Source organism: Mesorhizobium sp. 10J20-29 (assembly GCF_054130485.1).
Window position 1 is genome coordinate 1,239,311 of sequence record NZ_CP199156.1, and the last position, 25,075, is coordinate 1,264,385.

Below are 25,075 nucleotides of genomic sequence, written 5' to 3' on the forward strand. Positions count from 1 at the left end.
GCATATGTCTGGTGTCAGGGATTGGCCGCAAGTGCGGGCCCGGCGGTGATGCCGGGCCCGAGTGCCGAACTACTTCTGCAGCTCGGTCCAGATCCGCGAATAGAGATCGACCGTCTCCGGCGAGCAGCTCTTCAGGAATTCGCCTGCCTTTTCGAATTCGGCAGGCACCACCAGTTCAGGCGCCGTCTTCATGTCTTCCGGCATGAACTGCTCGGATCCCTTGATGCCGTTGGCATATTTCGCGAAGCTCGAAATCAACGCTGCATTTTCCGGGTCCATGATGAAGTTCATGAACAGCTTGGCGTTCTCGACATTGGCCGCGTCCTTCAGGATCGCTACGCTGTCCATGAAGATCGGATAGCCTTCCTTCGGGTAGCCGAACTTGATGTCGGGGTTGGCCAGCCGCGAGCGCATGATGGCGCCGTTCCAGTAATAGACGGCGGAGTAGTCGCCGGCAGGCAGCTTCTCGGTCACGCTGTAGTCCATCGCGAGCCACTTCGTCTTGGCCTCGACGACCTTGTCGCGAACCTTCTTGAGAAGCTCCCGGTCCTCGGTGCACCACTCGCCGCCGAAATACTTGATGGTTGCGAAGAGCACGTCGTTCATCTCGGGCGCGACGTTGATCTTGCCGACGAGTTCGGCCGGCGGATCGAGGAAGATCGCCGACGTGTTGATGTCACCGCCATAGACCTTGGAATTGACGCCGATGCCGGTCACGCCCCACTGCCACGGCACGGAGTAGTGGCGGCCCGGATCCCACGGCACGTCGACCCAGCGCGGATCGACATTCTTGAAGTTCTCCATCTGGTCGGGACGGGATTCGAGCAGAAGGCCCTCCTTCACCCAGATCGGCACGTAGTTGGCGGAGGGAACGACGATGTCGAAGCCGTGCCCGCCCGCGCGGACCTTGGCGAGCGCCGTGTCGTTGGAGTCGTAGTCGGTGATCGTCACCTTGACGTCGTTCGCGGCCTCGAACTTCTTGATCAGCTCGGGGCTCGTGTAGTCGCCCCAGTTGTAGATGTTGAGCGCGCCCTCCGCGTGCGTCGCGCCTGCCAGCGCCAGCAGCGCGATTGCTGTCGTCGTCATTCTCAGTGCAGTCTTCATGGTCGATCTCCCTGCTGAATTTGCACGCTATGCCTTTCGGCGGTTGATGAAAAAGAATGCGGTGACGAGAAGCACCGAAAACAGAAGGAACACCGTCGCAATGGCGTTCACCTCGGGCGTCGTTGCCCGGCGCAGTTGCCCCAGCATGTAGGTAGGCAGCGTATCCTGCCCGCCCGATTTCACGAACTCGGTAATCACAACGTCATCCAGCGAGATGACGAATGCCAGCATGAAGCCGGCAATGATGCCGGGCCGCAACAAGGGCAGCGTAATCCGGCGGAACACGAGCCAGGGCGTCGCGTAGAGATCGGCCGCGGCTTGCTCCAGCGTCAGGTTCATGTTCTCCAACCGTGCCCGGATCGGCAGGTAGGCGAAAGGGATGCAGAAGGCGGAGTGGGCGGCGATCAGGTAGCCGATGCCCGAATATCCAGTCCACACCTTGATGCGCGAGAAGACGATCAGCAGCGCCACCGCGGTGACGATTTCCGGCACCATCAGCGGCTGGTTGATGAAGGCGTATTTGAACGTCAGGCCCGGATAGGGCTTGGTCCGCGTCGTGGCAATGGCGGCCATGGTGGCGGCGATGCTGGCAACCGATGCAGCACACGCAGCGATGATCACAGACCGCAATGCGGCGTCCTGGACGCGCTCGTTGCTGGCCGCCGAATAGAACCAGCGCAGCGAGACGCCCTCCCAGATGGCCATCGAGTTGCCGGCGTTGAACGCATAGACAACAAGCGCCGCCATTGGCAGGTAGAGCATGAAGAAGGTGAACATCGCCACCGTGGCGAAGCCGGTCTGGTTGCGAAGATCGAACGCCCTTTTCCTAGCCATGCTGCACACCCGAACGTGTCGCGTTGCGCACATAGACCAGCAGGGCCAGCATGACGATGAGCATCACGGTGATGGACATCGCGGCGCCGAGCGGCCAGTTGCGGCCGGCCCCGAACTGCAGTTCGATCAGGTTGCCGAGCATCATGTTCTTGCCGCCTCCCAGCACACGCGGAATGACGTAGGCACCGAGCGAAGGGATGAACACCAGGATCGACCCGGCAATGACGCCCGGGCGCACAAGCGGAATGATGATGCGCCACAGCACGCGCGCCCTGGTCGCATAGAGATCGTAGCCCGCCTCGACCAGGCGGAAGTCCAGCTTCTCCATGCTGGCGTAGAGCGGCAGCACCATCAGCGGCAGGTAGACATAGACCATGCCGAACAGGATTGCCGCGTCGGTGTACATGATCTGCACCGGCTGATCGACGATGCCGGACCAGATCATCAGCGAATTCAGAATCCCTTCGTTGCGTACGACCTCCTGCATCGCAAAGGTGCGGATCAGGAGGTTCGTCCAGAAGGGAATGGTGATCAGGAAAACCCAGACCTCTCGGGTGCTCGGCGGCCGCGTCGCGATAAAATAGGCGGTTGGAAAACCGAAGGCGAGCGTCAGCGCCGTGGTGATGAAGGACAACCGGATAGAGCGCCAGAGAATGGAAAGATGCGCATCGGCAAGCCCGATCGTATCGTCGAAAATATCGCGCCAGAACAGGACGGAGAACCAGCCGTCGAGCGAGAATTCGCCGAAGCGGACGTCGCCGTAGTCGCCCTTCACCATGAAGGAGTATGCGACCATGACGAGAAGCGGCCCGATAGCCGCAAGAAAGATGATCACGAGGGCCGGGGCCGAAAGCAGCCAGCGGTTGCGGATGTCTCTCCGTTCGATCTGCTGGGCAACGTCCTGGGCCGACGTCATCGTCAATCCTTCAGTATCTGCGCGGCGTCGTCGCCGAGAATGACGCCGACGCGGTCGCCGGTGGCGAAGTTTATGCCGCTGCCACTGCTGTTCTGCTGCCGCACGATGAACGCTTCGCCGCCGTCTAGCCGAAGATGGAAATGCGTGTCCGTCCCGAGATAGACGAGATTGTCGATGACGCCGGCCAGGGTTGCGTCAGGGTCGGCGACAACGATTTGCGCCCTTTCAGGCCGCACCGCGAGGCTCACGCGGGAACCCGGCTGGAATCCCTCCGGCAGACCGGCCGGTATCTGCTTGCCGGACGGCAGCTTCACCGTCGCGCTGCCGGCAGAGGTGGCCACGACTTCGGCGTCCAGGAAATTCGTCTCGCCGATGAAGCCGGCAACGAAGCGCTCGGCAGGATGTTCGTAGATATCATGCGGCGATCCGACCTGAAGAATTTTGCCGGCCGACATGACGGCAATGCGGTCCGACATGGTCAGCGCTTCTTCCTGGTCGTGGGTGACGAAGATGAATGTGATGCCTGTCTCGTGCTGAAGCTGCTTAAGCTCGAGTTGCATCTCCTTGCGCAGCTTGTAGTCGAGCGCCGACAGCGGTTCGTCGAGCAGCAGCACCTTTGGCTGGGGCGCGAGCGCGCGGGCCAGCGCAACGCGTTGCTGCTGGCCGCCGGAGATCTCGCTCGTCTTGCGCTTTGCGAGTTCCTCCATCTGGACGAGCTTCAGCATGTCGGCGGTGCGCCCGTCGATCTCGGACCGGCTCTTTCCGAGCATCTCGAGCCCGAAGGCGATATTCTCGGCCACCGTCATGTGCGGAAACAGGGCGTAACTCTGGAAAACAGTGTTGACCGGTCGCCGGAAGGGCGGCAGCAGCGCGATGTCCTCGCCATGCAGCATGATCTGCCCGTCGGTCGGGAACTCGAACCCTGCAATCAGCCTGAGCAGCGTGGTCTTTCCGCAACCGGAGGGTCCGAGCAGCGTGAAGAACTCGTTTTCGCGGATGGACACCGAAACCGTGTCCAGCGCCGTTACCTGACCGTCGCCTGAGCCGAAGACCTTGCGCACGCCGCGGACATCAATGGCATTCCGACCGGCTGATTCAGACACGCATACGCCCCACTCTCCTGCCGGCTGCGCCTGCGGCAGCGCCGTCCCGCGCAATTGTCAGCATATGCCAATGGGCTTGGCAACAGAATGATTGGCCGTCCGCGACTTTTGCGAATGGCTGGCATAACTCCCGGCAACGCCACGGCCATTCAGGCCCTTGCGGCGCGCCTTGCGGCGCGGCTAGGGTCTTGCTCGATCGCGCAACGGATTCCGCTCATGAAAACTATCTACTCGCCGCTCCATCTCGGGCATTCCGGAACCATGGAATTGATCAGCGGTGCCATCGTGCCAGCCTTCGAGAAGCCGTCGCGGGCCGAAATCGTCAAGGCGAGGATCGAGAAGCAGGGGGTCGGGCCGATCCTGCCGCCCAATGTGCACGATGTCGCGGCAGCCGCGCGGGTGCACCGGGCCGACTATATCGACTTCCTGCCAACCGTCTGGCCGCTCTGGGACAAGACGGGCCGCGGCGGGTCGGCCATCCCCTTCACCTGGCCGACCAGGGGCCTGCGCGGCGATGTCCGCCCAAAGACGATCGACGCCCTGCTCGGCTACTATTCCTTCGACGGCGGCGCCCCCTTCGTCGAAGGCACCTGGCCAGCCGTCAAGTCGTCCTATGACGTCGCGCTGACTGCCGCCGGCCTTGTCAAGTCAGGCGAGCGCACAGCCTTCGCCCTCTGCCGGCCCCCCGGCCACCATGCCGGCTCGGCCTTCATGGGCGGCTACTGCTACATCAACAACGCTGCCGTGGTCGCCCAGTGGTACCGCGACCAGGGGGCGGCACGTGTCTCCATCCTCGATGTCGACTACCATCACGGCAACGGCACGCAGGAGATATTCTACAGCCGCGACGACGTGCAGGTGCTGAACCTGCATGCCGACCCCATGGTCGAGTACCCATACTTCCTGGGTCACGCCGACGAGCGCGGAGAAGGAGCCGGGCTTGGCTTCAACCACAACTATCCGATGCCGTTCGGCACGGACTGGGGTGGCTGGAGCGCCTCACTTGACGATGCATGCGGTCATCTCGCGGCATACGGCCCGGAGGTCGTGGTGGTGTCGCTGGGTGTCGACACGTTCGAGAAGGATCCGATCAGCCAGTTCAAGCTGCAGACGGACGACTTTCCGAAGATCGGGCGCCGCATTGCCGCGCTCAACCTGCCGACACTTTTCGTCATGGAAGGCGGCTACGCGGTGGAAGAGATCGGCGTCAACGCCGTCAGCGTGCTGGAGGGGTTCCTCGGCAGCTGATTGTTTAAAGCGGCAGCGCGGCTGCCGCTCCGGCTTCTTCCCGGTAACTTCCGGAATCTGAACGACGTTACAAGAAGTCGGCGCGGTGCGGCGTGAACGTGTCGACCAGCAGGCCGTCCTCGAGCGCCTTGACGCCATGCACGCGATTTGACGGCACGATGAAGCTGCCGCCGGCGGCGATTGTTTCCGTCACGCCGTCGATCGTCACCTCGAAACGTCCCTCGGCAACATAGCTCGACTGGACGTGCGGATGCGAATGCAAGTCGCCGACGCCATTCTTCTTGAAGGCAAACTGCACCACCATCAGTTCGTCCGTAAACAGCACCACGCGGCGCCGGTTGCCGTCAGGTGTCGTAACCCATTCGCCCTCGCCCGGCTGCGCAAAAATCTTCGTCTCTGTCATGTTCATATCCTATCGTGCGAGCCATCCGCCGTCGACGGGCACCACCGCGCCATGCATGTAGTCGGACGCCCGTGCCAGCAGGAACACGGCCGCGTCGCCAATGTCGTCGGGTTCGCCCCAGCGGCCGGCCGGAATGCGGCCAAGGATAGCCGCGCTGCGGTCAGGGTCGGCGCGCAGCGCCTCGGTGTTGTTGGTCTCAATGTAGCCCGGCGCAATGGCGTTGACGTTGATCCCCTTCGCCGCCCATTCGCAGCCCAGGAGCCGCGTCACTCCGAGAACCCCATGCTTGGCGGCGGTGTAGGACGCAACCTTGATGCCGCCCTGGAAGCTCAGCACGGAGGCGATGTTGACGATCTTGCCGCGTCGCCCCGGCTCAGCAAGCGCATGGCGCGCAAAGGCCTGGCTAAGAAAGAACAGCGACTTGAGATTGAGGTCCATGACGTCGTCCCAGTCGGCTTCGCTGAAATCGATGGCATCGGCGCGGCGAATGATGCCGGCATTGTTGACCAGCCCGTCTAGAGGACCTTCCTGCCACACGGCGTCAAGCATGGCCTGCGCGGCCTTGTGGTCGGCGAGGTCGCATCTGGCCGCTGTGAAGATGCCGCCAATGGCCGCAATCTTCGCGGCTGTATCATCCATGGACGAGCGCCCGACGCCGACAACCGCGCCGCCGGCCCGCGCAACCGAGACCGCAATACCCTGGCCGATGCCCGTGTTGGCGCCGGTAACCAGAATGCGCCTGCCCTCGAGGCTGAATGCAGACAGGTCGGTCATCGAAGGTCTGCCATGCCGACCGGGTCGACATCTGTATAGTCGACATTGTCGCCGGCCATTGCCCAGATGAAGGCGTAGTTCGATGTGCCGGCGCCCGAATGGATCGACCAGCCGGGGGACAGGATCGCCTCTTCGTTGGCGATCACCAGGTGGCGCGTCTCGTCGGGCTCGCCCATCAGGTGAAACACCCGCGCATCCTCCGGCAGGTCGAAATAGAGATAGGCCTCCGAGCGCCGGTCATGGACGTGGCAGGGCATCGTGTTCCACACCGAGCCCGGCGCCAGCTGCGTCATGCCGACAACCAGCTGGCATGTCTTTACGCCCTCCGGGTGGATGAATTGGAAGATCGACCGTTCGTTCGACGTCGCCTGGCTGCCAAGATCGATGCGCTTGGCGTCGTCGATCCTGATATGCTTCGTCGGGTGGGTCTGATGCGCCGGAGCGCTGAGAAGATAGAACTTGGCCGGCGAAGCTTCGTCAGCCGAAGCGAAGACAACATCCGCGGTGCCCATGCCGACATAGATCATGTCGCGCGTGCCCAAGTCGAAGGATTTGCCATCCGCGGTGACGCTACCCTTACCGCCCACATTGACGGCGATCAGTTCGCGCCTGTCGAGAAAGTTTTTCGTACCCGTCGGTATGATCGTCTCCAGCCTCAAGCTGGCCTTGCCCGGCATGGCGCCTCCGACAACCAGCCGGTCGTAATGCGCATAGGTCAGGCTGATGCGCCCTCCCGAGAACAGGCCCGCAATATGGAAATTGTGACGTAGCTCGTCGGTCCCCATGGTTGCGGCCGCGGCCGGGTCGATGGCAAAACGGGTGCTGTAGTCGACATGGCTTCGGGTCATGTTGCTCTTTCCTGCAAATTGTCGGCGTCAGGCGGTTCGGGAGGTTTTTCCCATGCCCGACATGTATTCGTCCTGCTGCCCGTTCAGCCGGGCGCGATAGCGTTCCTGGCTGGCGACGAGATGCGCGCGCATGCCATCGCGCGCGGCTTGCGCGTCGGCGTTTTGTATGGCGGTGAGAATGATCAGATGCTCACGCTGCAGTCCGACCTGATACTCGCGCGTAAGGACGCTTTCGGTTCCCCACGGTGAAGTGATGTCGCAGGGTATGGTGCGCGCGCCGAGCGCCTCGAGCACCTCGACGTAGAAGGGGTTGTTGGTTGCCGCGGCGATCGCCCGATGGAATTCGAAATCGGTCTTGCCGGTCGCCTGGTCGAGCCGGAGCAGTCTTTCAAACTCGAAGAAGGCCTCCTGGATCTGGGCCGCCTGCGCATTGTTTCGCCTCATCGCCGCCAGGCCGGCGCTTTCGATCTCGATCCCCATGCGGACTTCGAGAACATTGATCGCCTGCGAGATCTTGTTGCCGATTTCCTGTCCGATCGAACCAAAGGCGAGAGACGGTCGCTCCCGGACGAAGACCCCGGCGCCCTGCCGCGACTCGACCAGCCCGTCAGCCGCAAGGGTCGCCATGGCTTCGCGAATGACGGTCCGGCTGACGCCGAACGTCTCGGTCAGACGGCTCTCAGTGGGGAGTTTCTGACCGGCTGAAAATTCGCCGCCGAGGAGCTGCGACCGAAGCGCCGATACCACATGCTCGGATAGTTTCGGGCGCCTGTCGGCCTTGGGATCTGTTTCGATGTCAGCTGCCATGTCCCGTCCCTACTTGAAAACGCTCGGCAGCCACAGCGAAATCGCCGGGATGTAGGTCACCAGGCCGAGCACGACGATGCCGGCACCGTAGAACGGCCAGACCGAGCGCATCGCCTCCCAGACAGAGATCTTGCCAACCGCGCAGGCCACGAATTGCACTGCGCCCACCGGCGGCGTGTTCAGACCTATACCGAGATTGAGGATCATGATGACGCCGAAATGCACCGGATCGACGCCGTAGTGCTGCGCCACGGGCAGGAAGATCGGCGTCGTGATGATGATCATCGGACCCATGTCCATGAAAGTGCCGAGCAGCAGCATGAGGACGTTGAGCAGCAGCAGGATCATCAGCGGGTTCTGCGAGACGCTGCTCATCCAGTCGATCAGCATCGTCGGCACCCGCAGGTAGGCCATCAGCCAGCTGAAAGCTGCCGCTGTCCCGATGATGACGAGGACCATGGCGGTGGTGCGCACGGCGCCGAGCGTCGCATCGACGAACGCCTCCCAGCTCATCGCCCGATAGACGAAGACGGTGACGAAGAGCGCATAGAGAACGGCGATGCAGGAACTCTCCGTCGCGGTGAAGATGCCGGAGCGCACACCGCCGAAGATGATGCCGATGAGAAGCAGCCCCGGAATGGCAACCGCGCCGAGATGCAGGACCGCCTGGAAGCCCGGAAAGGCTTCGGTAGGATAGCCACGCTTGCGCGCCACCATGTAGGCGGTGAGCATTAGCGCAAGCGCCAGCAGCAGGCCCGGAAGTATGCCGGCCGTGAAGAGGTCGGCGATCGAGATCTTTCCGCCGGCCGAGATCGAATAGATGATCATGTTGTGCGACGGCGGCAGCAGGAGCGCGATAAGCGCCGCCATCGACGTCACGTTGACGGCGTAATCGGCGCCATAGCCGCGGGCCTTCATCTGCGGGATCATCAGGCCGCCGACCGCGGCGGCCTCCGCCACTGCCGATCCAGAGATGCCGCCGAACAGCGTCGCCGTGGCAATGTTGACTTGGCCGAGCCCGCCGCGCAGGTGACCCACCAGCGACCCGGCGAAGGCGACGATCCGGCTGGCGATGCCGCCCCTGACCATGAGGTCGCCGGCATAGATGAAGAATGGCACGGCGAGCAGCGTGAAGACACTCATGCCGGAATTGAGACGCTGGAAGATCACCAGCGGCGGCAGTCCCATGTAGAGGATCGTGGCGAAGCTGGCGGCGCCGAGACAGAAGGCGATCGGCGTGCCGATCAGCATCAGAATGACGAAGGAACCGAAGAGAATTGCAAGTTCCATTTCAGCCTTCCTTGGTCGCGACAATTGCCGGGACTTCCTCGAGATTGACGTCCTGGTCGATGTCGACGCCCGACCAGCGCAGCGCGATCCGCTCGATCGAGAAGAGCACTATGAGCACGCCGCCGACCACGACGGGCAGATAGTCGAAGCTGCCCGGCAGACCGAGCGATGGCAGCGTGGATGCCCAGGTCAGCATCACGAGCTGGGAGCCGTAGTAGATCATGCCCACGCCGAAAGCCCCGACCACGAGATCCGACACTGTCCGAAGAGCCGCCTTGCTTCCCCTGGGCAGGATGTAGAGCAGGACGTCGAAGCCGAGATGGAAATTTTCCCGCACGCCGACAGCGGCCCCAAGGAAGATGAACCAGCTCATCACCATCACGGCGCCCGGTTCGGTCCAGCTCGGAGAATCGTTTAGAACGTAACGGCAGTAGACCTGCCAGGCCACGAAGGCGGTCATCAGAACAAGACCCAGGCCCGCAAGCCACAGCGACAGACTGCAAAGGCGAGAAAGAATCCGTGTCACCACGGGCAGTGACTCTCGGTCTTGTGGGCTGATCGACATTTCGGGTGCCTCGGCGGGAAGGGTGCGGCGGCGCAGCCAAGGCGCCGCCGCCGAGAGCTTATTGGACGGCCTGGATGCGCGCCACGAGGTCCTTCAGCTTGGGATCGGTGACGTGCTTGTCGTAAACCGGACCCATCGCATCGATGAAGGGCTTCTTCTCAGGTGTCGTCACGGTCGTGCCGTTGGCTTCGACCAGAGCGCGGGACTCCTTCTCCTTGGCTTCCCACAGCGCACGCTGCTTGGCGACGCTGTCCTTGGCCGCCTGCCTGACGATTGCCTGGTCTTCCGGGGTCAGCTTGTCCCAGCTCGACTTTGCCATCACCAGCACTTCCGGAACTATCAGGTGCTCGTCCAGGGAGTAGAACTTGGCCACTTCGGCATGCTTGGCCGTGTCGTAGCTCGGCCAGTTGTTCTCGGCGCCGTCGATAACGCCCGTCTCGATGCCGGAATAGACCTCGCCATAGGGCATCGGCGTCGCATTGGCGCCGAGAGCGTTGACCATGTCGACAAAGATGTCCGACTGCATGACGCGGAACTTCATGCCCTTCAGGTCGTCGACGGAGTTGATCGGCTTCTTCGAGTTGTAGAAGGAGCGTGCGCCGCCGTCATAGAAAGCAAGCCCGATCACCCCGTGCGGCTCGAAGGCGGCAAGGATTTCGTCGCCGATCTCGCCATCCATCACCTTGCGCATGTGATCGATGGAACGGAAGATATAGGGAAGAGACGGCACGGTCGTTTCCGGGATCAGCCCGTTGAACGGTCCCATCGAAACGCGATTGAGATCGATGACGCCCGAGCGCACCTGCTCGATCGTGTCCTTTTCTTCGCCGAGTTGGGCGGAGTGGAACACTTCGACCGTATAGCGGCCATCGGTTCGCTCCTTCAGAAGCTCGCCGAAATACTTGACCGCCTCAACGGTCGGATAGCCGTCCGGATGGGTGTCGGACGAACGCAGCACCGTCTGGGCGCTTGCGACGCCCGCCATCAGCGAAGCGGCGACCAGCGTGGCCCCCGCCAGTTTCGAGAAATGCAACATGGTTTCCTCCCGTTTGCATGAGACGCCGCAGCGCCGTTAGAGCCGGTACGCCTTCTTTGCCAGCGTATAGGCCAGTTCCTGCGCCACCTCCCGCGCTTCGTCCTCGCCGAGCCTGTGCTCGGTGACGAGTCGTGCGAGAAAAGCGCAATCGACCCGGCGCGCGATGTCGTGGCGCGCCGGTATGGATGGGAATGCCCTGGTGTCGTCGTTGAAGCCGACCGTGTTGTAGAAGCCCGCCGTTTCGGTCGCCATTTCGCGGAAGCGGCGCATGCCCTCGGCGCTGTCGTGGAACCACCAGGGCGGCCCGAGCCTGAGGCAGGGATAGACGCCGGCCAGCGGCGCCAGTTCACGCGCATAGCTCGATTCATCGAGCGTGAAGAGAATGACGCTGAGATTGCGTTCCGTGCCCACGCGTTCGAGCAGCGGCTTGAGCGCCGCCACGTAATCGGTGCGGGTGGGAATGTCGAAACCCTTGTCGCGTCCGAAACGAGCCAACATCGACGCAGAGTGGTTGCGCCAGGAGCCGGGATGGATCTGGAGCACGAGCCCGTCATCGAGGCTCATCTTGGCCATTTCGGTCAGCATCTGGGCCCGGAACAGCGCGGCATCTCCCGGCTCGGTTTTTCCGCTGCGCACCCTGTCGAACAGTTGGGCTGCGGCGCTGTCGGAAAGGTTGGCCGTTTCGGCTGTCGGATGGCCGTGGTCGGACGAGGTCGCACCGAGGCCCTTGAAATAGGCCCGTCGGGCGCGGTGCGCGTCAAGATAACCGGACCAAGAGCCAGTGTCGCAGCCGGTGATCTCGCCAAGCCGGTCGAGATTGCCGTGAAAGCCGTCGAAGTCTGGATCGACCACGGAGTCGGGCCGGTAGGCAGTAATGACCCTGCCCGTCCAGCCGCTGTCACGGATTGCCTTGTGCCAGCGCAGATCGTCGAGCGCGCTTTCCGTGGTCGCGATCACCTCGATGTTGAAGCGCTCGAACAATGCGCGCGGCAGGAATGCGTCGGTGGCGAGGCTGGCTGCGATGCTGTCGTAGTGTGCGTCCGCATTGCCGGGGGTCAGAGGCTTGTCGATGCCGAACACGTCCGACAGGACATAGTCGAACCACATCCGCGTCGGCGTGCCGCGAAACAGGTAGAAATGTTCGGCGAAGCGCCGCCAGATCTTCCGACCGTCCGTCTCGACAGCCGTTCCATCGACGGTCGGCACACCCAGGTCCTCAAGCCGCACGCCCTGGCTGAAGAGCATCCGGAACACGTAATGATCCGGCACGATCAAAAGCTGGGCGGGATCGGGAAACGGCTGGTTCTCGGCAAACCAGCGCGGGTCGGTGTGACCGTGCGGGCTGACGATCGGAAGGTGCCTCACCTCGCCATACAGAGACCGCGCAACGGAGCGCGTCCTCTCGTCGGCCGGAAACAGCAGATCGGGATCGATCAGCGAACTCATGTGATTGTGGCACCTCCCAATGCGAGGTCGTATAGGTCGTCGACTTGTCTGATTTGTCAACATACAAAATTTCCGATCTTGTATGATGACTTGAGTTGCGCGCTGCCGCACGACGTTGTAGCGATTGGCCGCACAGAGCCGGGGAGGATTTCTTGATGCAGCGATACCGTCGGGCCGGGGCGTAGGATGATGCCCGGTCGCCTGTCCAACCAGACGCTTCGCGTGCTGCCCGACACCGTCAAGGTACCCGACTATGACCGCGCTGCCGTTTTGCCCGGCATCGTTCACCTTGGCGTGGGCGCTTTTCACCGCGCGCACCAGGCAGCCTATGTCGAGGATTGCCTTGCCGCTGGCGAAACCGGCTGGGGCATAGTCGGAGCCTCGCTGCAGAGCGCGACGACACACGACGCGCTGGCGCCGCAGGATGGTCTTTACACGCTTGCCGTGCGTAGCGGCGAAGGAGAAACCCTGCGCGTGGTTGGATCGCTGCTTTCCCTGGTCGTGGCGCCGCAGGACCTAGCGGCCCTGCTCGACATTCTCATTGACCCGCGCATCCGGATCGTCACGCTGACCATCACGGAAAAGGCCTATCTGCGCGATGGCGCGGGCAATCTCGACGCCAAACATCCAGCGATCATCGCCGACCTGGCCGCGCCTGACACGCCGCGCTCCGCGCCCGGTTTTCTCGTCGAGGCGCTGGCGCGCCGACGGGCCGCCGGCACACAGCCCTTTACGGTCCTGTCCTGCGACAATCTTCCGGCCAATGGCGAGACGCTGCATCGTCTGCTCGTGCAGTTCGCGGAACTCCGGGGCGATGCCGCTCTGCGGCGCCATATCGCCGAGGACGTTGCGTGCCCGTCGAGCATGGTCGACCGCATCGTGCCGGCCACCACCGATGCCGACCGCGAACGCATCTCCGCTTCTCTAGGCATCGAGGATGCCTGGCCGGTGATGACCGAGCCCTTCAGCCAGTGGGTGATCGAGGACCGCTTTCCGGCCGGACGACCGAAATGGGAGAAGTTTGGCGTCACCATGGTCGATGACGTTCGCCCGTTCGAGGACATGAAGCTTCGGTTGCTCAACGGGGCGCATTCGTCGATCGCCTATATCGGGCTTCTCAGTGGCCACGAGACCGTTGCCGGGGCCTTTGCCGATCCGGCCATCAGGCGCTTCATCGACGGCCTATGGCATGAAGCGATTCCGACACTGCCACAAGGCGCCGGCCTCGATCCCGACAGCTACATTTGCGCCCTGGCCACGCGCTTTTCCAATACCGCACTGGCCCACCGCATCGCGCAAATCGGCAACGACGGCAGCCAGAAGCTGCCGCAGCGCATAATCGCCTCGGCCATCGATCGGCTGGATTCGGACGCCTCGGCCAACCACCTGACACTGTCCGTCGCGGCCTGGATACGCGCCTGCGAACTGCGCGGCGCAAGCCTGGCGGAGGGCCTGTTTACCGACCCGCTCGACCAGAAGCTCGCGACCATTGCCCAGGCCGGCCTCCCTGGAGCCGAGACTGTGGTCGCCGTCTTCGATGCTGCAGGATTTGCGACGAGCAGCAGCCAGCGGAGCGCACTAGAGACGCTCATCGCCAACCATCTCGAAATCCTGCGGAAGGGTGGCCCTGGCGCCGCACTCGCCGCCCTTGCTGGAGATTCCGTGGCGTGAAGCAAACCTGGCGCTGGTTCGGCCCGGACGATTCCGTGGCGCTCGCACACATCAGGCAGGCGGGTGCCACGGGCGTCGTCACGGCCCTGCACCACCTCAATGACGGTCGCGCCTGGCCGGCTGACGAGATTCTGAAACGCAAGGCGACGATCGAGGCGGCGGGGCTGGAATGGCGCGTCGTCGAGAGCGTCATCGTGCATGAGGACATCAAGACGCGCACCGGTCGCTACCGCGACCTCATCGACAATTACAAGTCATCGCTACGGGCGCTGGCGGCGGCGGGCATCGATACGGTCTGCTACAATTTCATGGCAATCACCGACTGGACCCGCACCGACCTGGACGCGCCCATGCCGCATGGCGGTACTGCGCTGCGCTTCGATTTCGTCGATTTCTGCGCCTATGACGTTCTGGTCCTGAAACGCGAAGGCTCCGAGGGCGACCATCCCCCCGAGCGCATCGAAGCTGCCCGCACCAGACTACGCGCGATGAGCGAGAGCGATCTCGCCAGGCTGGAAGCCAACCTGATCGGTTGGGTGCCAGCACGCGAGTTCATCCACGATCGCGAGAGCTTTCGCCGGGCGCTCGATGTCTATCGCGACATGTCGGTCGAGGGTTTTCGCGACAACCTGATCGCCTTCCTGCGCGAGATCATTCCCGTTGCGGAGGAGGTCGGCGTGAGGATGGCGATACACCCGGACGATCCGCCCTTCCCGATCTTCGGCCTGCCGCGTGTCGTGTCGAGCGAGGCCGATGCGGCGGCGATCCTGGCGGGCTGCCCGTCGCCGGCGAACGGGCTGACGCTCTGCACGGGCTCCTACGGCGCCGGCGCGCATAACGACCTGCCGGCCATGGCCAGGCGCTTTGCCTCGGACATCCATTTCGCCCACCTGCGCAACGTGACGAAGGAGGCGGACGGTTCGTTCCACGAGGCTGAGCACCTGGAGGGCGACACCGACATGATCGCCGTGGTGCGCGCCCTGATGGCGGAGGAACGCCGCCGCAAGGCCGAGGGCCGCGCCGACTGGGAGATCCCGATGCGGCCAGATCACGGCCATGCCATCGTCGACGACATCGGCAAGAGGGTGAACCCCGGCTATTCGTGCATTGGCCGCCTGAAGGGGCTCGCCGAACTGCGCGGCGTGATGCGCACCATCGACGCGCTGGGAGGCTGACCGAGCATGAGAAAGACGCGCATCGCCATAATCGGGCTCGGCATGGCCGTCGCGCCGCATGCCAGGAGCCTTCAGGATCTTGCCGAGCGGGCCGAAGTCGTCGTGGCTTTTAGCCCGACGCAGGTTCGCCGCGACGCCTTTGCGCAAGCCTGGGGCTTTCCGGTCACCGGCGACCTCGACGGCATTTTCAGCGACGCCGGCATCAACGCGGTGATGATCCTGACGCCGCCCAACAGCCATCTCGACCTCGTGCGCAAGGCGGCTGGAGCGGGAAAGCATATCCTGCTCGAGAAGCCGCTCGAGACGAGCATCGCCAAGGCGGAAGAACTGGTCGCGACAGCCGAAGCCGCCGGCGTGAAGCTCGGCGTCGTGCTGCAGAACCGGTTCAAGCCGGCTAGCGTCAAGCTTGCCAGGCTGCTAGCCGAGGGCAGCCTCGGCACGCTTGTCTCGGCCTCGGCGCGAACCCGGAACTGGCGTCCGCAGAGCTACTACGACCAGCCGGGACGCGGCACCTTGGCGCGCGACGGCGGCGGCGTGCTGCTGACCCAGGCGATCCACACGCTCGACCTTTTCATCTCGCTGGCGGGACTGCCGGAAGAAGTCACCTGCTATGCCACGACCAGTTTGATCCACAGCATGGAAACAGAAGATCTGGCGATGGCCACGACGCGCTACGCCAATGGCGCGATCGGCACGATCAGCGCCACGACCTGCGCCTATCCGGGCTTTCCGGACGCCATCGACATCATCGGCACGCTGGGCACTGCGCAGCTCGACGATCTCGGTCTTACGGTGCAGCTTCACGACGGAACCTCTCTGTCGGAGACGGCGGTGGAAGCCGCCGGCGGCGCAGGCGCCGATCCGATGGCATTTTCGCACCAGCACCACCGCGCCGTTCTCGCGGACTTTCTCGATGCCGTGGAGGGGGACGGTCAGCCGAAAATCACCGGGCGTGAAGCGCTAAAGGTGCACCGCCTCATCGAGGCAATGCTGCGCTCCTCGCAGAGCGGGTCGCGCCAATCGCTTTGAAGAAATAACTCAGCCGGCGGCAACCCGCGCCAGCCAGTCCTTGCCGACGCCGCGGTCGCGGATCATCGACAGCGGGTCCTCGCTGTCGAGGCGTGAGCAGAGGCGATAGACCTCGAGAGTCTCGGCCGTCATCTCGCCGCGCTTGTAGAAATACATCGCCGCCGCATAGCGGGTACGGCCCGACCACGCCTCGCCGAGCGGCGTGTTGACCAGCGCCCACTGTTCGGCGGCTTCCGGATCGGCCTCGACCATGCTCAGAAATCTCCCGGCGGGTTGGCGGTGCGGCGCGCCAGCTTGACGAAGGGCCGCGGCACGATTTTCGCGCGCTTCATCATGCGCTCGTATTTCAGTTCGCGCATCGCATAAATCTCGACCCATAAATTGTCGGTGACCTTGTCGCCATAGGGCCGCGACAGGCTGGCCAGGGCGATGTTGCGCTTGGCGGTCGGCGACCAGATGGCGGCGCTGACCAGTCCGACCTCCTTCGTCTTGCGATAGTAGACGATGGCGTGTTCGGCAGGGATGTTGCCCTCGATTTCCAGCCCAACTAGCACATGCTGCATCGAGCCGCTGGCGCGGGCCTTGATGATGGCGTTGCGGCCGTTGAAATGGCCCTTTTCCAGGTCGATCATGAAGCCCAGCCCGATCTCGTCGGGCATGCGCACACGGTCGGCGCGCAGCGCATGGTCGGCGGTGGTGAAATCGGCATTGGCGACGATCAGCCCGGCCTCCAGCCGCGCCCGGTTGAGCGCCGCGTAGCCGATGGCGCGGATGCCGCGCAACTCTCCGGCCTTCCAGAGCCGGTCCCACAGGGACAAAGCGAGCTTTGCCGGCGCAAAAAGTTCGTAGCCGAGATCGCCAGTGAAGCCGGTGCGCGAGATGGTGACCTTGCCGCCGTCATGCGCGTACTCGCCAAGGTCGAAGACCTTCAGCTTCTCGACGCTGGAAAAGCCCGCCTCGCGCAGCAAGGCGAAGGAGGTCGGCCCCTGCAGCGCCAAGCCTGCGATTTCCTCGGTCTCTTCTGCAATCTTCACGTCGTAGCCGATGGCGCTGTCGAGCAGCCAGGGCAGGTGCCGCTCCTGGCTGCACAGCCGGAAGGACTGCGCGGCGAGGCGGAACAGCGTACCGTCGTCGAGCACATGGCCCTCGTCGTCGCACCAGGCCGTGTAATGGACCCGGCCGGGCTTCAGCTTGCGGACGTCGCGCAGGGTGACGCGGTTGAGGAAGGCCTCCGAATCCCTGCCCTCGATGCGGTATTTGACCATTGGCGAAATGTCGAAGAGTGCGGCCTGGCTGCGGATGGCGAAATATTCGAGCTCTTCGTCGAACACCGAATGCGGTGCCCGGTAGCCGGCCCAGTCGTACCAGTCGCTGGTCTTCATCAGCGCGTCGATGCGCGGCTGGAAGGGCGTACCGAGGCGCAGCATGCGGAAATGGTCCTGGCGTGCCAGACGGGCAGCCAGCGCCGTGTCGGTCTTTTTCGCGGCCTTGGCCATGGCCTATCCCTTCATCGCGATGATGCGCCGCGCGGCGTTCAGACCGGGTGCGCCGGACACGCCGCCGCCCGGATGCGAACCGGCGCCGCAAAGATACAGCCCGGCGACCGGCGTGTCGTAGCCGTCCGCCCCGAAGACCGGGCGCGACATCAGCATCTGGTCGGCCTGCAACTCCCCGTGATGCCAGTGGCCGCCCGGCATGCGGTAGCGCGCCTCGATGTCGGCGGGCGTCAGCAGTTCGGCGTGGCGGATGGTCTTGCCGATGCCGGGGGCGAACTTTTCGAGCTGCGCCAGGATGGCCTTCTGGAACTTTGGCTTTCCCCTGGTCCAGCCTTCCCTCAGCGCGTAGGGCGCGTATTGCACGACAGCCGACAGGACGCAGGCGCCATCGGGCGCAAGCGACGGGTCGGCGAGGCTGGGCAGCGTGATCTCCATCACCGGCTCGGGCGAGAACTCGCCATATTTGGACGGGTTGAAGGCGCGCTCGACATGGTTAGGCGATGGCGCGATGACCAGGCGACCGCGATGGCCAGCGGCGTCGACGCCGAGAAATTCTGGCGACCGGTCGAGCGCCAGATGCAGCTTGGCCGCATCGCCCTTCATGCGGATGTGGCTGACCTTGCGGACGAAGCCGGTGTCGAGTTCGCGCGGGCCAACCAGATCGAGGAAGGTCGTTGCGGGGTTGATCGCCGAGACGATGGTCGGCGCGCGCAGCTGTTCGCCGCCGGCAAGCTCGACACCAACGGCGCGGCCGTTTTCGACGAGGATTTTGTCCACGACTGTATTGGCGCGAACCGAGACGCCGGCAGCGCCGGCAGCACTGGCGATTGCCGCGACCACCGAGCCCATGCCGCCCTTCGGCATCATCTGGGCGCCGGGAAGGCCGCCGGTCTCGCCGGCCAGCCGGTAATAGAGCCCGAGCAGCGAGGTCGGCGAACGCGGGCCGAGATGGCTGCCAAGCGTCGCATCGAAGGCGAGCAGGCCCTTCAGCCGGTCATCCTCGAGCTGTTCGTCGAGCAGGTCGGCGACATTCATCAGGATGACGCGCAGGAAGTCGCGCATGTCTTCCTTGCCGAGCCGCTTCAGCGCCAGCGCCACCTGGCCGAGCGCCAGCGTCTCGCCGAGCGCCATGCCGTTGAGGTCGGGCGGCCGGCGGGAGAGCATCGGCTTCAGGATGCCGGCATAGCGGAAGAGCTGGGCGCGCAGTTCCTGCCAGGCGGCCTGCTCGCTCGCCGATGCGCCGACCAGAACCTCGCCATAGGCGCCGCGCAGGGTCAGCGGCTCGCCCTTCTCCGACAGCGCGACCGACGGCATGCCGCCGCCGACCAGCGTCTCCAATCCGTGCTTCTCGAGTTCGAGCGATGAGACGACGTCCGGGTGGAGCCGGTTCAGGACATGGGCGACCGACGACACGCGGAAGCCGGCAAAGAATTCCTCGCTGCGGGCCGTACCGCCGGTTTCGACCGCCGCTTCAAGGACAGTGACCTTGCGCCCTGCCCTTGCAAGTAAGGCGGCGCAGACGAGGCCGTTATGGCCGCCGCCGATGACGATCGCATCAGATGACGTCATGGGCCGGGCTCATGTGCTTGGATGAATGCTTCAGGCCGCGCAGAATCTCGACGGCGGCGTTGCGGCCGGGCGCCCCCATGACGCCGCCGCCCGGATGGGTCGACGAGCCGCAGATGTAGAGCCCGTCGACCGGCGAGCGGTATTGCGCATAGCCGGGCACCGGGCGGTTGAAGAGAAGCTGGTCGAAGGTCAGCTCGCCCTGGAAGATGTTGCCCTCTGTGAGGCCGACCTCGGCCTCGAGTTCGCGCGGCGTGCGAACCTCCATGTGGACGATGCGGTCGCGGAAGCCCGGCGAGTAGTCGGCGATCTGCGAGACCACCGTTTCGGCAAAGGCGTCGCGGTCGGCGTCTGTCCAGTCGCGGCCCTCGACCTTGGGTGGGCAGTACTGCACGAAGCAGCTCATGAAATGCTTGCCGGGCGGCGCCATGGTCGGGTCGAGCGTCGTCGGGATCATCATGTCGAGGAACGGATCGGCCGACCATTTGCCAGCTTTCCAGTCATCATAGGCACGGTCCATGCGCTCGACGGAATCGGTGAAATGCAGGTCGCCCCGGATAGATGGCGCGTCCTTGGGCAGGGCCGGAAACTCGGGCAGCGAATCCAGCGCGATGTTGACCTTGCCGGATGAGCCGCGGATCTTGAAGTTCTTCACCCGGCGCAGGAACGTGTCGGGCAGTTCCTTTTCCTCGACCAGCTTCAGGAATGTCCGCTTCACATCGGCGTTGGAGACCACCAGCTTGCCGGTGACTTCTTCTCCGCCCTCGAGCACCACCCCGGTGGTCTTGCCGTTCCTGACCAGTACCCGGTCGACGGCAGCACCCGTGCGTATCATACCGCCGGATGCCTCGAAACTGGCGGCAAGCGCCTTGGTGATGGCGCCCATGCCGCCGCGCGCATAGCCCCAGGCGCCGACAGAGCCGTCGACCTCGCCCATGTAGTGATGCAGCAGAACATAGGCCGTGCCCGGCGACATCGGCCCGAGTGCGGTGCCGATGATACCGGAGATCGAGAAATTCGCCTTGATGACGTCGGTCTCGAAGTACTCGTCGAGAAACTCCGAGATCGACATCGTCCAGAAGCGCAGGGTCTGCGCCATTTCGGCAGCACCCAGGCCGGAAAACTTCTTGCCGAGATAGAGCAGTTCGCCGAGGTCGCGCGGCTTCAGGCTTGTCGGGTCGGGTGCCGTACGCATCAGGAACGGCTGGATGAAGCGGCACTGCCTGGTGACGTCGCGGGCATAGCGGTCGTAGGCCTCGGCGTCGCGCGCCGAGAAGCGCGAGAATTCGCGCCGATGCGCGTGGTGGTCGCGGTAGTTGGCGAGGTAGTCGCCATCCTGCGTGAACACCGCGCCGCCCTCATAGGCGATGACCTGCAGCCCGAAGCGCGGCAGTTCGAGGTCGCGCATGATTTCCGGACGAAACAGCGAGCAGACATAGGAGCAATTGGAGTACAGAAAGCCCGGCGCCAGCGACCGGCTGACCGCGGCGCCGCCGACCCAGTCGTTTTTCTCGAGCACCAGCACGTCGAGCCCGGCCCGCTGCAGATAGCAAGCGTTGACCAGACCGTTATGCCCGCCGCCGATAATGATGGCGTCCCAGTTCTTCATCGATTTGCCATCCCGCCCGCAAATTTCGTGACTGCCGCGATCTCGCCGCTGGTCATGCTGCAGCCCGGTGACACTTCAAATGAAGCCTTCGACGCCGCTGCAATGACCGCAAATCTGACACGGACGGACCGCATGTGTCCAGCCGTATTGAATGAATGTTCAACAAACCAAGTTGCAATTTTCTCAAGAAGCGTTAGGCTTTGGCTCGCTTTCGACATTAGGAAACAGCTGCACGATGATCGAAACGGCTGACGCCGAACCTGAATATGACGATACGGCGATCCGCTTCCTTGAGGCGCTCTGGGGCGAAGGTTATCTGTCGCCCGGCGGCCCCGAAGAAGTCGATCGCGTGGTCGAGGGACTCTCGCTCGAGGGCAAGACCGTTCTCGACATCGGTTGCGGCGCCGGTGGCATCACCTTGCACCTCGTCGACAGGCACGGCGCTGCCCACGCAACCGGCTACGACGTCGAGGCGCCGGTGATCGAGACCGCCCGCCGCCGTGCCGAGGAGCGCGGTCTGGCAGACCGCACCACTTTCGTTCAGGCGCCACCCGGCCCCTTGCCCTTCGCCGATGCTTCCTTCGACGTCGTTTTCTCCAAGGACGCGCTGCTGCACGTGCCGGACAAGGACAGCCTGTTCGCCGAAATCTTTCGCATCCTAGCTCCCGGCGGGGTATTTGCCGCCAGCAACTGGATGATCGGGCATGACGGCGAGCCGTCGCCGGACATGAAAGCCTATATCGCCGCTGAAGGACTGAGCTTCTCCATGGCCTCGCCGCAACGCTATCGCCTCGCGATGGAGCGCGCCGGGTTCCAGGACATCACCGTGACGGACCGCAATCACTGGTACCGCGACGTCGCGCGCGAAGAGCTCGAAAGGCTGAAGGGGCCGCTCTACCAGCCGGTTTCCGCCGCCGTCGGCAGCGACTACGTCGACAAGAACATCCACACCTGGGAGGCCATGCAGAAGGTGCTTGACAGTGGCGAGCACCGCCCCACCCATCTGCGTGGATGGAAGCCGGCCGAGGGCCGGTAGGATGCGGGACATGGCGGCGACAATGAAGACTGCAGCGCTTGGAAGACTGGCACCCGAGATGGAAAAGTCCGGCGAAGGCGAGAAGCGCGGCCGCAAGGCCTCGAAGGAGGTGCGGCGCCAGCAACTGATCGAGGCGACGATCGATTCGCTTGCCAGGCGCGGTTATTCCGAGACCACCATGGCCGACGTCGCCGACGGCGCCGGCCTGTCGCGCGGCATCGTCAACTTCCACTTCGAGAGCAAGGAAAAGCTGCTCGTTGCGACGCTGAAATACATGGCGGACGAATATTCGGCGCATTGGCGCGCGGCCTACCAGAAGGCCGGCGACGACCCGGCCCGCCAGCTCGAACTTCTGGTGGCAGCCGACTTCGACCGCTCGATCTGCAACAGGCGAAAGCTCGCAGCCTGGTGCGCCTTCTGGGGCGAGGCCAAGTCGCGCCCCACCTACCAGGCGCTGTGCGGCTCGCGCGACGAGGCCTACCAGAACGTCTTCGTCGAGATCTGCGCCCGGCTGAAGGCCGAGAGCGGCTATGCCTTCGAGCCCTATGCCACTGCTGTCGGCCTCTGCGCCATGCTGGAAGGACTCTGGCTGCGCCTGATGATGGGTACCGAGGGCATGACCCGGGAATCCGCGCATCATGCAGCCTGCGAATACCTTGTTTCGGTCTTTCCGAAGCAGTTCACCCGCGCCTCTCTGGAGGCCCACAAGATCGCATAACCGATCAATGACGAAAAAGGGGAATACCATGACATCACTTGCTCGACGCCTCGGCGTAACCGTCGGCCTCGCAGTCGCCTTGTCGGCCTCCGCCTCCGCAATTGCGATGGCTGAGGACAAGGACCTGATCGTCTTCGACTGGTCAGGCTACGAAGACCCGGCTTTCCATCCAGGCTACATTGCCAAGGACGGCGACTCGCCGACATTCACCTTCTTCGGGGACGAGGACGAGGCCTTCCAAAAGATTCGCTCTGGCTTCAAGACCGACCTGGCACATCCCTGTTCGCAGAGCGTCGTGAAGTGGCGCGAAGCCGGGCTCCTGCAGCCCCTCGACACCTCGAAGATCGAGGGATGGAACGATCTCAATCCCGGCATCATGAAGATGAAGGATCTGGCGACCACAGCCGACGGCACGGCATGGTTCCTGCCGTGGGACTGGGGCAACACGCTCGTCACCTACAATTCCGAGAAGATCGACGAGAAGGACATCGCGTCGCTGAAGGCGTTCGCCGATCCCAAGTTCAAGGATCGTGTCTCGATCGGCGACAATGTCGATGACGCCTACGCGCTTGCCTCTCTCTCCATCGGCCTGACCGACTGGTCGGCGATGACCGACGCGCAGTTCGAGGAAGCTTCCGCCTTCCTGCGCGAGGTTCACAAGAACGTGCGGCTCTACTGGTCGGACACGACTGAGATCGTTCAGGCGCTGAGCGGCGGCGAGGTCGATCTCGCCTGGGCATGGAACGACGCGGCAGTTCAGTCGGCCATGGCGGGCGCGCCGATCAAGGCCAAGCGCGACACCGAGGAAGGTCTCTCCACCTGGGTCTGCGGCTATGTTCGCCTCAAGGATGCCCCCGGCAGCGAAGACAAGGCCTACGACTTCCTGAACTCGATCAACGCGCCGGAAGTTGCCAGCTACCTGCTGTCGGACTGGGGCTACGGCCACGCCAACGCCAAGAGCATGGCCACGGTCGACAAGGCCGTCGTTGAGTCCCAGGGCTATGGCGATGTCGACAAGTTCGTCGACAAGACGCTGTTCCAGTCGCCGGTGCCTGCCGAACTAAAGCAGAAGATGATCGCCGAGTTCGAGAAGATCAAGGCCGGCTATTGATCGGCCAGACTGCTCGAATTGATGTCGTCGTCGTCGGGGCCGGCTTTGCCGGCCTCGCCGCGGCGAACCAGATCAAGGCAGCAGGCGTCGATTGCCTGGTGCTTGAGGCGCGTGACCGCGTAGGCGGACGTGTCGAGGCCGGATCAAACGGGCTCGGTGAAACAGTCGATCTCGGCGGCCAGTTCATTTGCGACGACATGCCCGAGATCATGGCGCTGGCCCGGCAACACGGCAAAACCCTGGTGCGGGCCTATACTGTCGGTGCCGGTCTGGTTCAGCCCGTTCCACAGAATGCCGACGATCTCTATGGCCGGGTCACGGCAATGCGCGACCGCCTGAACGCGATAGAGCCGGACGATCCCTCCATCGCTGGCCTGAGTGTCGCCGCATGGACCGCTGCGCAAGCTGACGAAGAGGATGCCAAGGCCGGCTTTCTCTCGATGATCGAGGGCCTTTGGTGCCAGCCACCCGCCGACGTGCCGCTGTGGTACCTGATCGGCAATGACCGGCGCATCACCAATGAAGTACCGGAACTGCAGTATCTCCTGAAAGAAACGATCCATTCCCTGGCCGTCGATCTGGCACGCCCGCTGGGCGATGCGGTACGGCTGTCCGAGCCTGCCGAACGCATTGTGCAGGACGCTAGTGGCATCACCGTCAAGACGCCGCGCGGTACGATCAGTGCGCGAAAGCTGATCGTCGCCGTTCCGCCGGTCATGGCGGACAGGATCGCCTTCGATCCGCCGCTCCCCAAGAGCCTTGCCGATGCGCTCGGTGCATGGCGAAGCGGTCGCGTCATCAAGGCCTTCGTCCGCTACAAGGAACCCTTCTGGCGCGAGCGCGGTCTCAGCGGCATGGTCTTCTTTCTCGATCCTGCAGGGCTCTACGCCTGCGACGCCAGCCACGATGACGGGCATGCCGCACTGGTCGTCTTCATCGGTGGCCGCATTGCGAGCGAATGGGCGGCCGGCGGCAAGTCCGGGACGGCGGCCAGGATCGTTGCCAGGCTCTCGGCAGCCCTCGGGCCGCAGGCTGCGGATGCCCTGGACATAACGCTCAGGGACTGGTCGGACGACAGATGGAGCGGCGGCGCCTATTCCGACATTGTCATCGATTGCGCTGCCACCGACGCTGAGGCGGTGCTGCGCAGTGGCCTGGCCGACATAAGCTTTGCCTGCTCGGAACTGTCGCCATCCTATCCGGGCTATATCGAGGGTGCGCTCGTCGCCGGACGGGAGGCCGCGGCAGAGGTCGTCGCGCGGCTGGCCGGGAGCCTGCCTGCCGGCTGAA

At 63.8% G+C, this 25,075-nt stretch carries 24 protein-coding genes; 8 read left to right on the forward strand and 16 right to left on the reverse strand.

The window, feature by feature from the left end:
* Positions 1-69: 69 nt before the first annotated feature.
* From ACT2BZ_RS05965 to ACT2BZ_RS05980, 4 genes are read right to left on the reverse strand one after another with little or no spacing between them, the layout of a single operon-like run.
* Positions 70-1,104: an ABC transporter substrate-binding protein gene (locus ACT2BZ_RS05965; protein WP_457939929.1), complete on the reverse strand. Its 1,035-nt coding sequence runs from the start codon at positions 1,102-1,104 to the stop codon at positions 70-72.
* Positions 1,105-1,131: 27 nt separating this feature from the next.
* The gene (locus ACT2BZ_RS05970) at positions 1,132-1,881 is read right to left on the reverse strand and encodes an ABC transporter permease (RefSeq protein WP_457941234.1); all 750 of its coding nucleotides are present in this window, start codon (positions 1,879-1,881) and stop codon (positions 1,132-1,134) included.
* A gap of 49 nt (positions 1,882-1,930) precedes the next feature.
* Complete coding sequence (locus ACT2BZ_RS05975) at positions 1,931-2,854, reverse strand: ABC transporter permease (RefSeq protein ID WP_457939930.1); 924 nt, start codon at positions 2,852-2,854, stop codon at positions 1,931-1,933.
* A gap of 2 nt (positions 2,855-2,856) precedes the next feature.
* Positions 2,857-3,957 (reverse strand): ABC transporter ATP-binding protein, encoded by a 1,101-nt coding sequence (locus tag ACT2BZ_RS05980; protein WP_457939931.1) that lies wholly within the window; start codon positions 3,955-3,957, stop codon positions 2,857-2,859.
* A 216-nt stretch (positions 3,958-4,173) separates the two neighbouring features.
* Between ACT2BZ_RS05980 and ACT2BZ_RS05985 the strand changes: the two genes are divergently transcribed.
* Positions 4,174-5,205 (forward strand): histone deacetylase family protein, encoded by a 1,032-nt coding sequence (locus tag ACT2BZ_RS05985; protein ID WP_457939932.1) that lies wholly within the window; start codon positions 4,174-4,176, stop codon positions 5,203-5,205.
* A gap of 67 nt (positions 5,206-5,272) precedes the next feature.
* Here the strand turns inward: ACT2BZ_RS05985 and ACT2BZ_RS05990 are convergent, their stop codons facing one another.
* From ACT2BZ_RS05990 to uxaC, 8 genes are read right to left on the reverse strand one after another with little or no spacing between them, the layout of a single operon-like run.
* The gene (locus ACT2BZ_RS05990; protein WP_457939933.1) at positions 5,273-5,608 is read right to left on the reverse strand and encodes a cupin domain-containing protein; all 336 of its coding nucleotides are present in this window, start codon (positions 5,606-5,608) and stop codon (positions 5,273-5,275) included.
* Positions 5,609-5,617: 9 nt separating this feature from the next.
* Complete coding sequence (kduD, locus tag ACT2BZ_RS05995) at positions 5,618-6,382, reverse strand: 2-dehydro-3-deoxy-D-gluconate 5-dehydrogenase KduD (RefSeq protein WP_457939934.1); 765 nt, start codon at positions 6,380-6,382, stop codon at positions 5,618-5,620.
* Positions 6,379-7,230 (reverse strand): 5-dehydro-4-deoxy-D-glucuronate isomerase, encoded by an 852-nt coding sequence (gene kduI, locus ACT2BZ_RS06000; RefSeq protein WP_457939935.1) that lies wholly within the window; start codon positions 7,228-7,230, stop codon positions 6,379-6,381. Before kduI ends, kduD begins: the two co-directional genes overlap by 4 nt.
* 27 nt (positions 7,231-7,257) lie before the next feature.
* The gene (locus ACT2BZ_RS06005; protein ID WP_457939936.1) at positions 7,258-8,037 is read right to left on the reverse strand and encodes a FadR/GntR family transcriptional regulator; all 780 of its coding nucleotides are present in this window, start codon (positions 8,035-8,037) and stop codon (positions 7,258-7,260) included.
* A 9-nt stretch (positions 8,038-8,046) separates the two neighbouring features.
* On the reverse strand, positions 8,047-9,327 hold the full coding sequence (locus tag ACT2BZ_RS06010) for a TRAP transporter large permease (RefSeq protein ID WP_457939937.1): 1,281 nt from the start codon (positions 9,325-9,327) through the stop codon (positions 8,047-8,049).
* Position 9,328: 1 nt separating this feature from the next.
* Positions 9,329-9,892: a TRAP transporter small permease gene (locus ACT2BZ_RS06015; protein WP_457939938.1), complete on the reverse strand. Its 564-nt coding sequence runs from the start codon at positions 9,890-9,892 to the stop codon at positions 9,329-9,331.
* A 58-nt stretch (positions 9,893-9,950) separates the two neighbouring features.
* Positions 9,951-10,928 carry a TRAP transporter substrate-binding protein gene (locus ACT2BZ_RS06020; RefSeq protein ID WP_457939939.1) on the reverse strand — a complete coding sequence of 326 codons (978 nt, stop codon included), beginning with the start codon at positions 10,926-10,928 and terminating at the stop codon, positions 9,951-9,953.
* Positions 10,929-10,964: 36 nt separating this feature from the next.
* Positions 10,965-12,374, reverse strand: a complete 1,410-nt coding sequence (gene uxaC / locus ACT2BZ_RS06025; RefSeq protein WP_457939940.1) for a glucuronate isomerase — start codon at positions 12,372-12,374, stop codon at positions 10,965-10,967.
* A 186-nt stretch (positions 12,375-12,560) separates the two neighbouring features.
* Here uxaC and ACT2BZ_RS06030 point away from each other — a divergent pair, with 186 nt between their 5' ends.
* The 3 genes from ACT2BZ_RS06030 to ACT2BZ_RS06040 are packed head-to-tail and all read left to right on the forward strand — an operon-like array spanning position 12,561 to position 16,249.
* Positions 12,561-14,045: a mannitol dehydrogenase family protein gene (locus ACT2BZ_RS06030; RefSeq protein ID WP_457939941.1), complete on the forward strand. Its 1,485-nt coding sequence runs from the start codon at positions 12,561-12,563 to the stop codon at positions 14,043-14,045.
* Positions 14,042-15,220, forward strand: coding sequence for a mannonate dehydratase (gene uxuA / locus ACT2BZ_RS06035; protein ID WP_457939942.1), 1,179 nt, complete (start codon positions 14,042-14,044; stop codon positions 15,218-15,220). The genes ACT2BZ_RS06030 and uxuA overlap by 4 nt, the downstream gene beginning before the upstream one ends.
* Positions 15,221-15,226: 6 nt before the next feature.
* Positions 15,227-16,249 (forward strand): Gfo/Idh/MocA family protein, encoded by a 1,023-nt coding sequence (locus ACT2BZ_RS06040; protein WP_457939943.1) that lies wholly within the window; start codon positions 15,227-15,229, stop codon positions 16,247-16,249.
* A gap of 9 nt (positions 16,250-16,258) precedes the next feature.
* Here the strand turns inward: ACT2BZ_RS06040 and ACT2BZ_RS06045 are convergent, their stop codons facing one another.
* The 4 genes from ACT2BZ_RS06045 to ACT2BZ_RS06060 are packed head-to-tail and all read right to left on the reverse strand — an operon-like array spanning position 16,259 to position 20,920.
* A complete protein-coding gene (locus ACT2BZ_RS06045; protein WP_457939944.1) occupies positions 16,259-16,501 on the reverse strand; it encodes a hypothetical protein in 243 nt (80 codons plus the stop codon).
* Positions 16,502-16,503: 2 nt separating this feature from the next.
* Positions 16,504-17,745 carry an aminomethyltransferase family protein gene (locus tag ACT2BZ_RS06050; protein ID WP_457939945.1) on the reverse strand — a complete coding sequence of 414 codons (1,242 nt, stop codon included), beginning with the start codon at positions 17,743-17,745 and terminating at the stop codon, positions 16,504-16,506.
* 3 nt (positions 17,746-17,748) lie between these two features.
* On the reverse strand, positions 17,749-19,314 hold the full coding sequence (locus tag ACT2BZ_RS06055; protein ID WP_457939946.1) for a phytoene desaturase family protein: 1,566 nt from the start codon (positions 19,312-19,314) through the stop codon (positions 17,749-17,751).
* Complete coding sequence (locus ACT2BZ_RS06060) at positions 19,301-20,920, reverse strand: phytoene desaturase family protein (RefSeq protein ID WP_457939947.1); 1,620 nt, start codon at positions 20,918-20,920, stop codon at positions 19,301-19,303. The genes ACT2BZ_RS06055 and ACT2BZ_RS06060 overlap by 14 nt, the downstream gene beginning before the upstream one ends.
* A 235-nt stretch (positions 20,921-21,155) precedes the next feature.
* Here ACT2BZ_RS06060 and ACT2BZ_RS06065 point away from each other — a divergent pair, with 235 nt between their 5' ends.
* From ACT2BZ_RS06065 to ACT2BZ_RS06080, 4 genes are read left to right on the forward strand one after another with little or no spacing between them, the layout of a single operon-like run.
* Positions 21,156-21,956, forward strand: coding sequence for a class I SAM-dependent methyltransferase (locus ACT2BZ_RS06065; RefSeq protein WP_457939948.1), 801 nt, complete (start codon positions 21,156-21,158; stop codon positions 21,954-21,956).
* 1 nt (position 21,957) lies between these two features.
* Positions 21,958-22,674: a transcriptional regulator BetI gene (gene betI, locus ACT2BZ_RS06070; protein ID WP_457939949.1), complete on the forward strand. Its 717-nt coding sequence runs from the start codon at positions 21,958-21,960 to the stop codon at positions 22,672-22,674.
* A 28-nt stretch (positions 22,675-22,702) separates the two neighbouring features.
* Positions 22,703-23,785 (forward strand): substrate-binding domain-containing protein, encoded by a 1,083-nt coding sequence (locus ACT2BZ_RS06075; RefSeq protein ID WP_457939950.1) that lies wholly within the window; start codon positions 22,703-22,705, stop codon positions 23,783-23,785.
* A complete protein-coding gene (locus tag ACT2BZ_RS06080; RefSeq protein WP_457939951.1) occupies positions 23,782-25,074 on the forward strand; it encodes a flavin monoamine oxidase family protein in 1,293 nt (430 codons plus the stop codon). Before ACT2BZ_RS06075 ends, ACT2BZ_RS06080 begins: the two co-directional genes overlap by 4 nt.
* Position 25,075 lies beyond the last annotated feature (1 nt).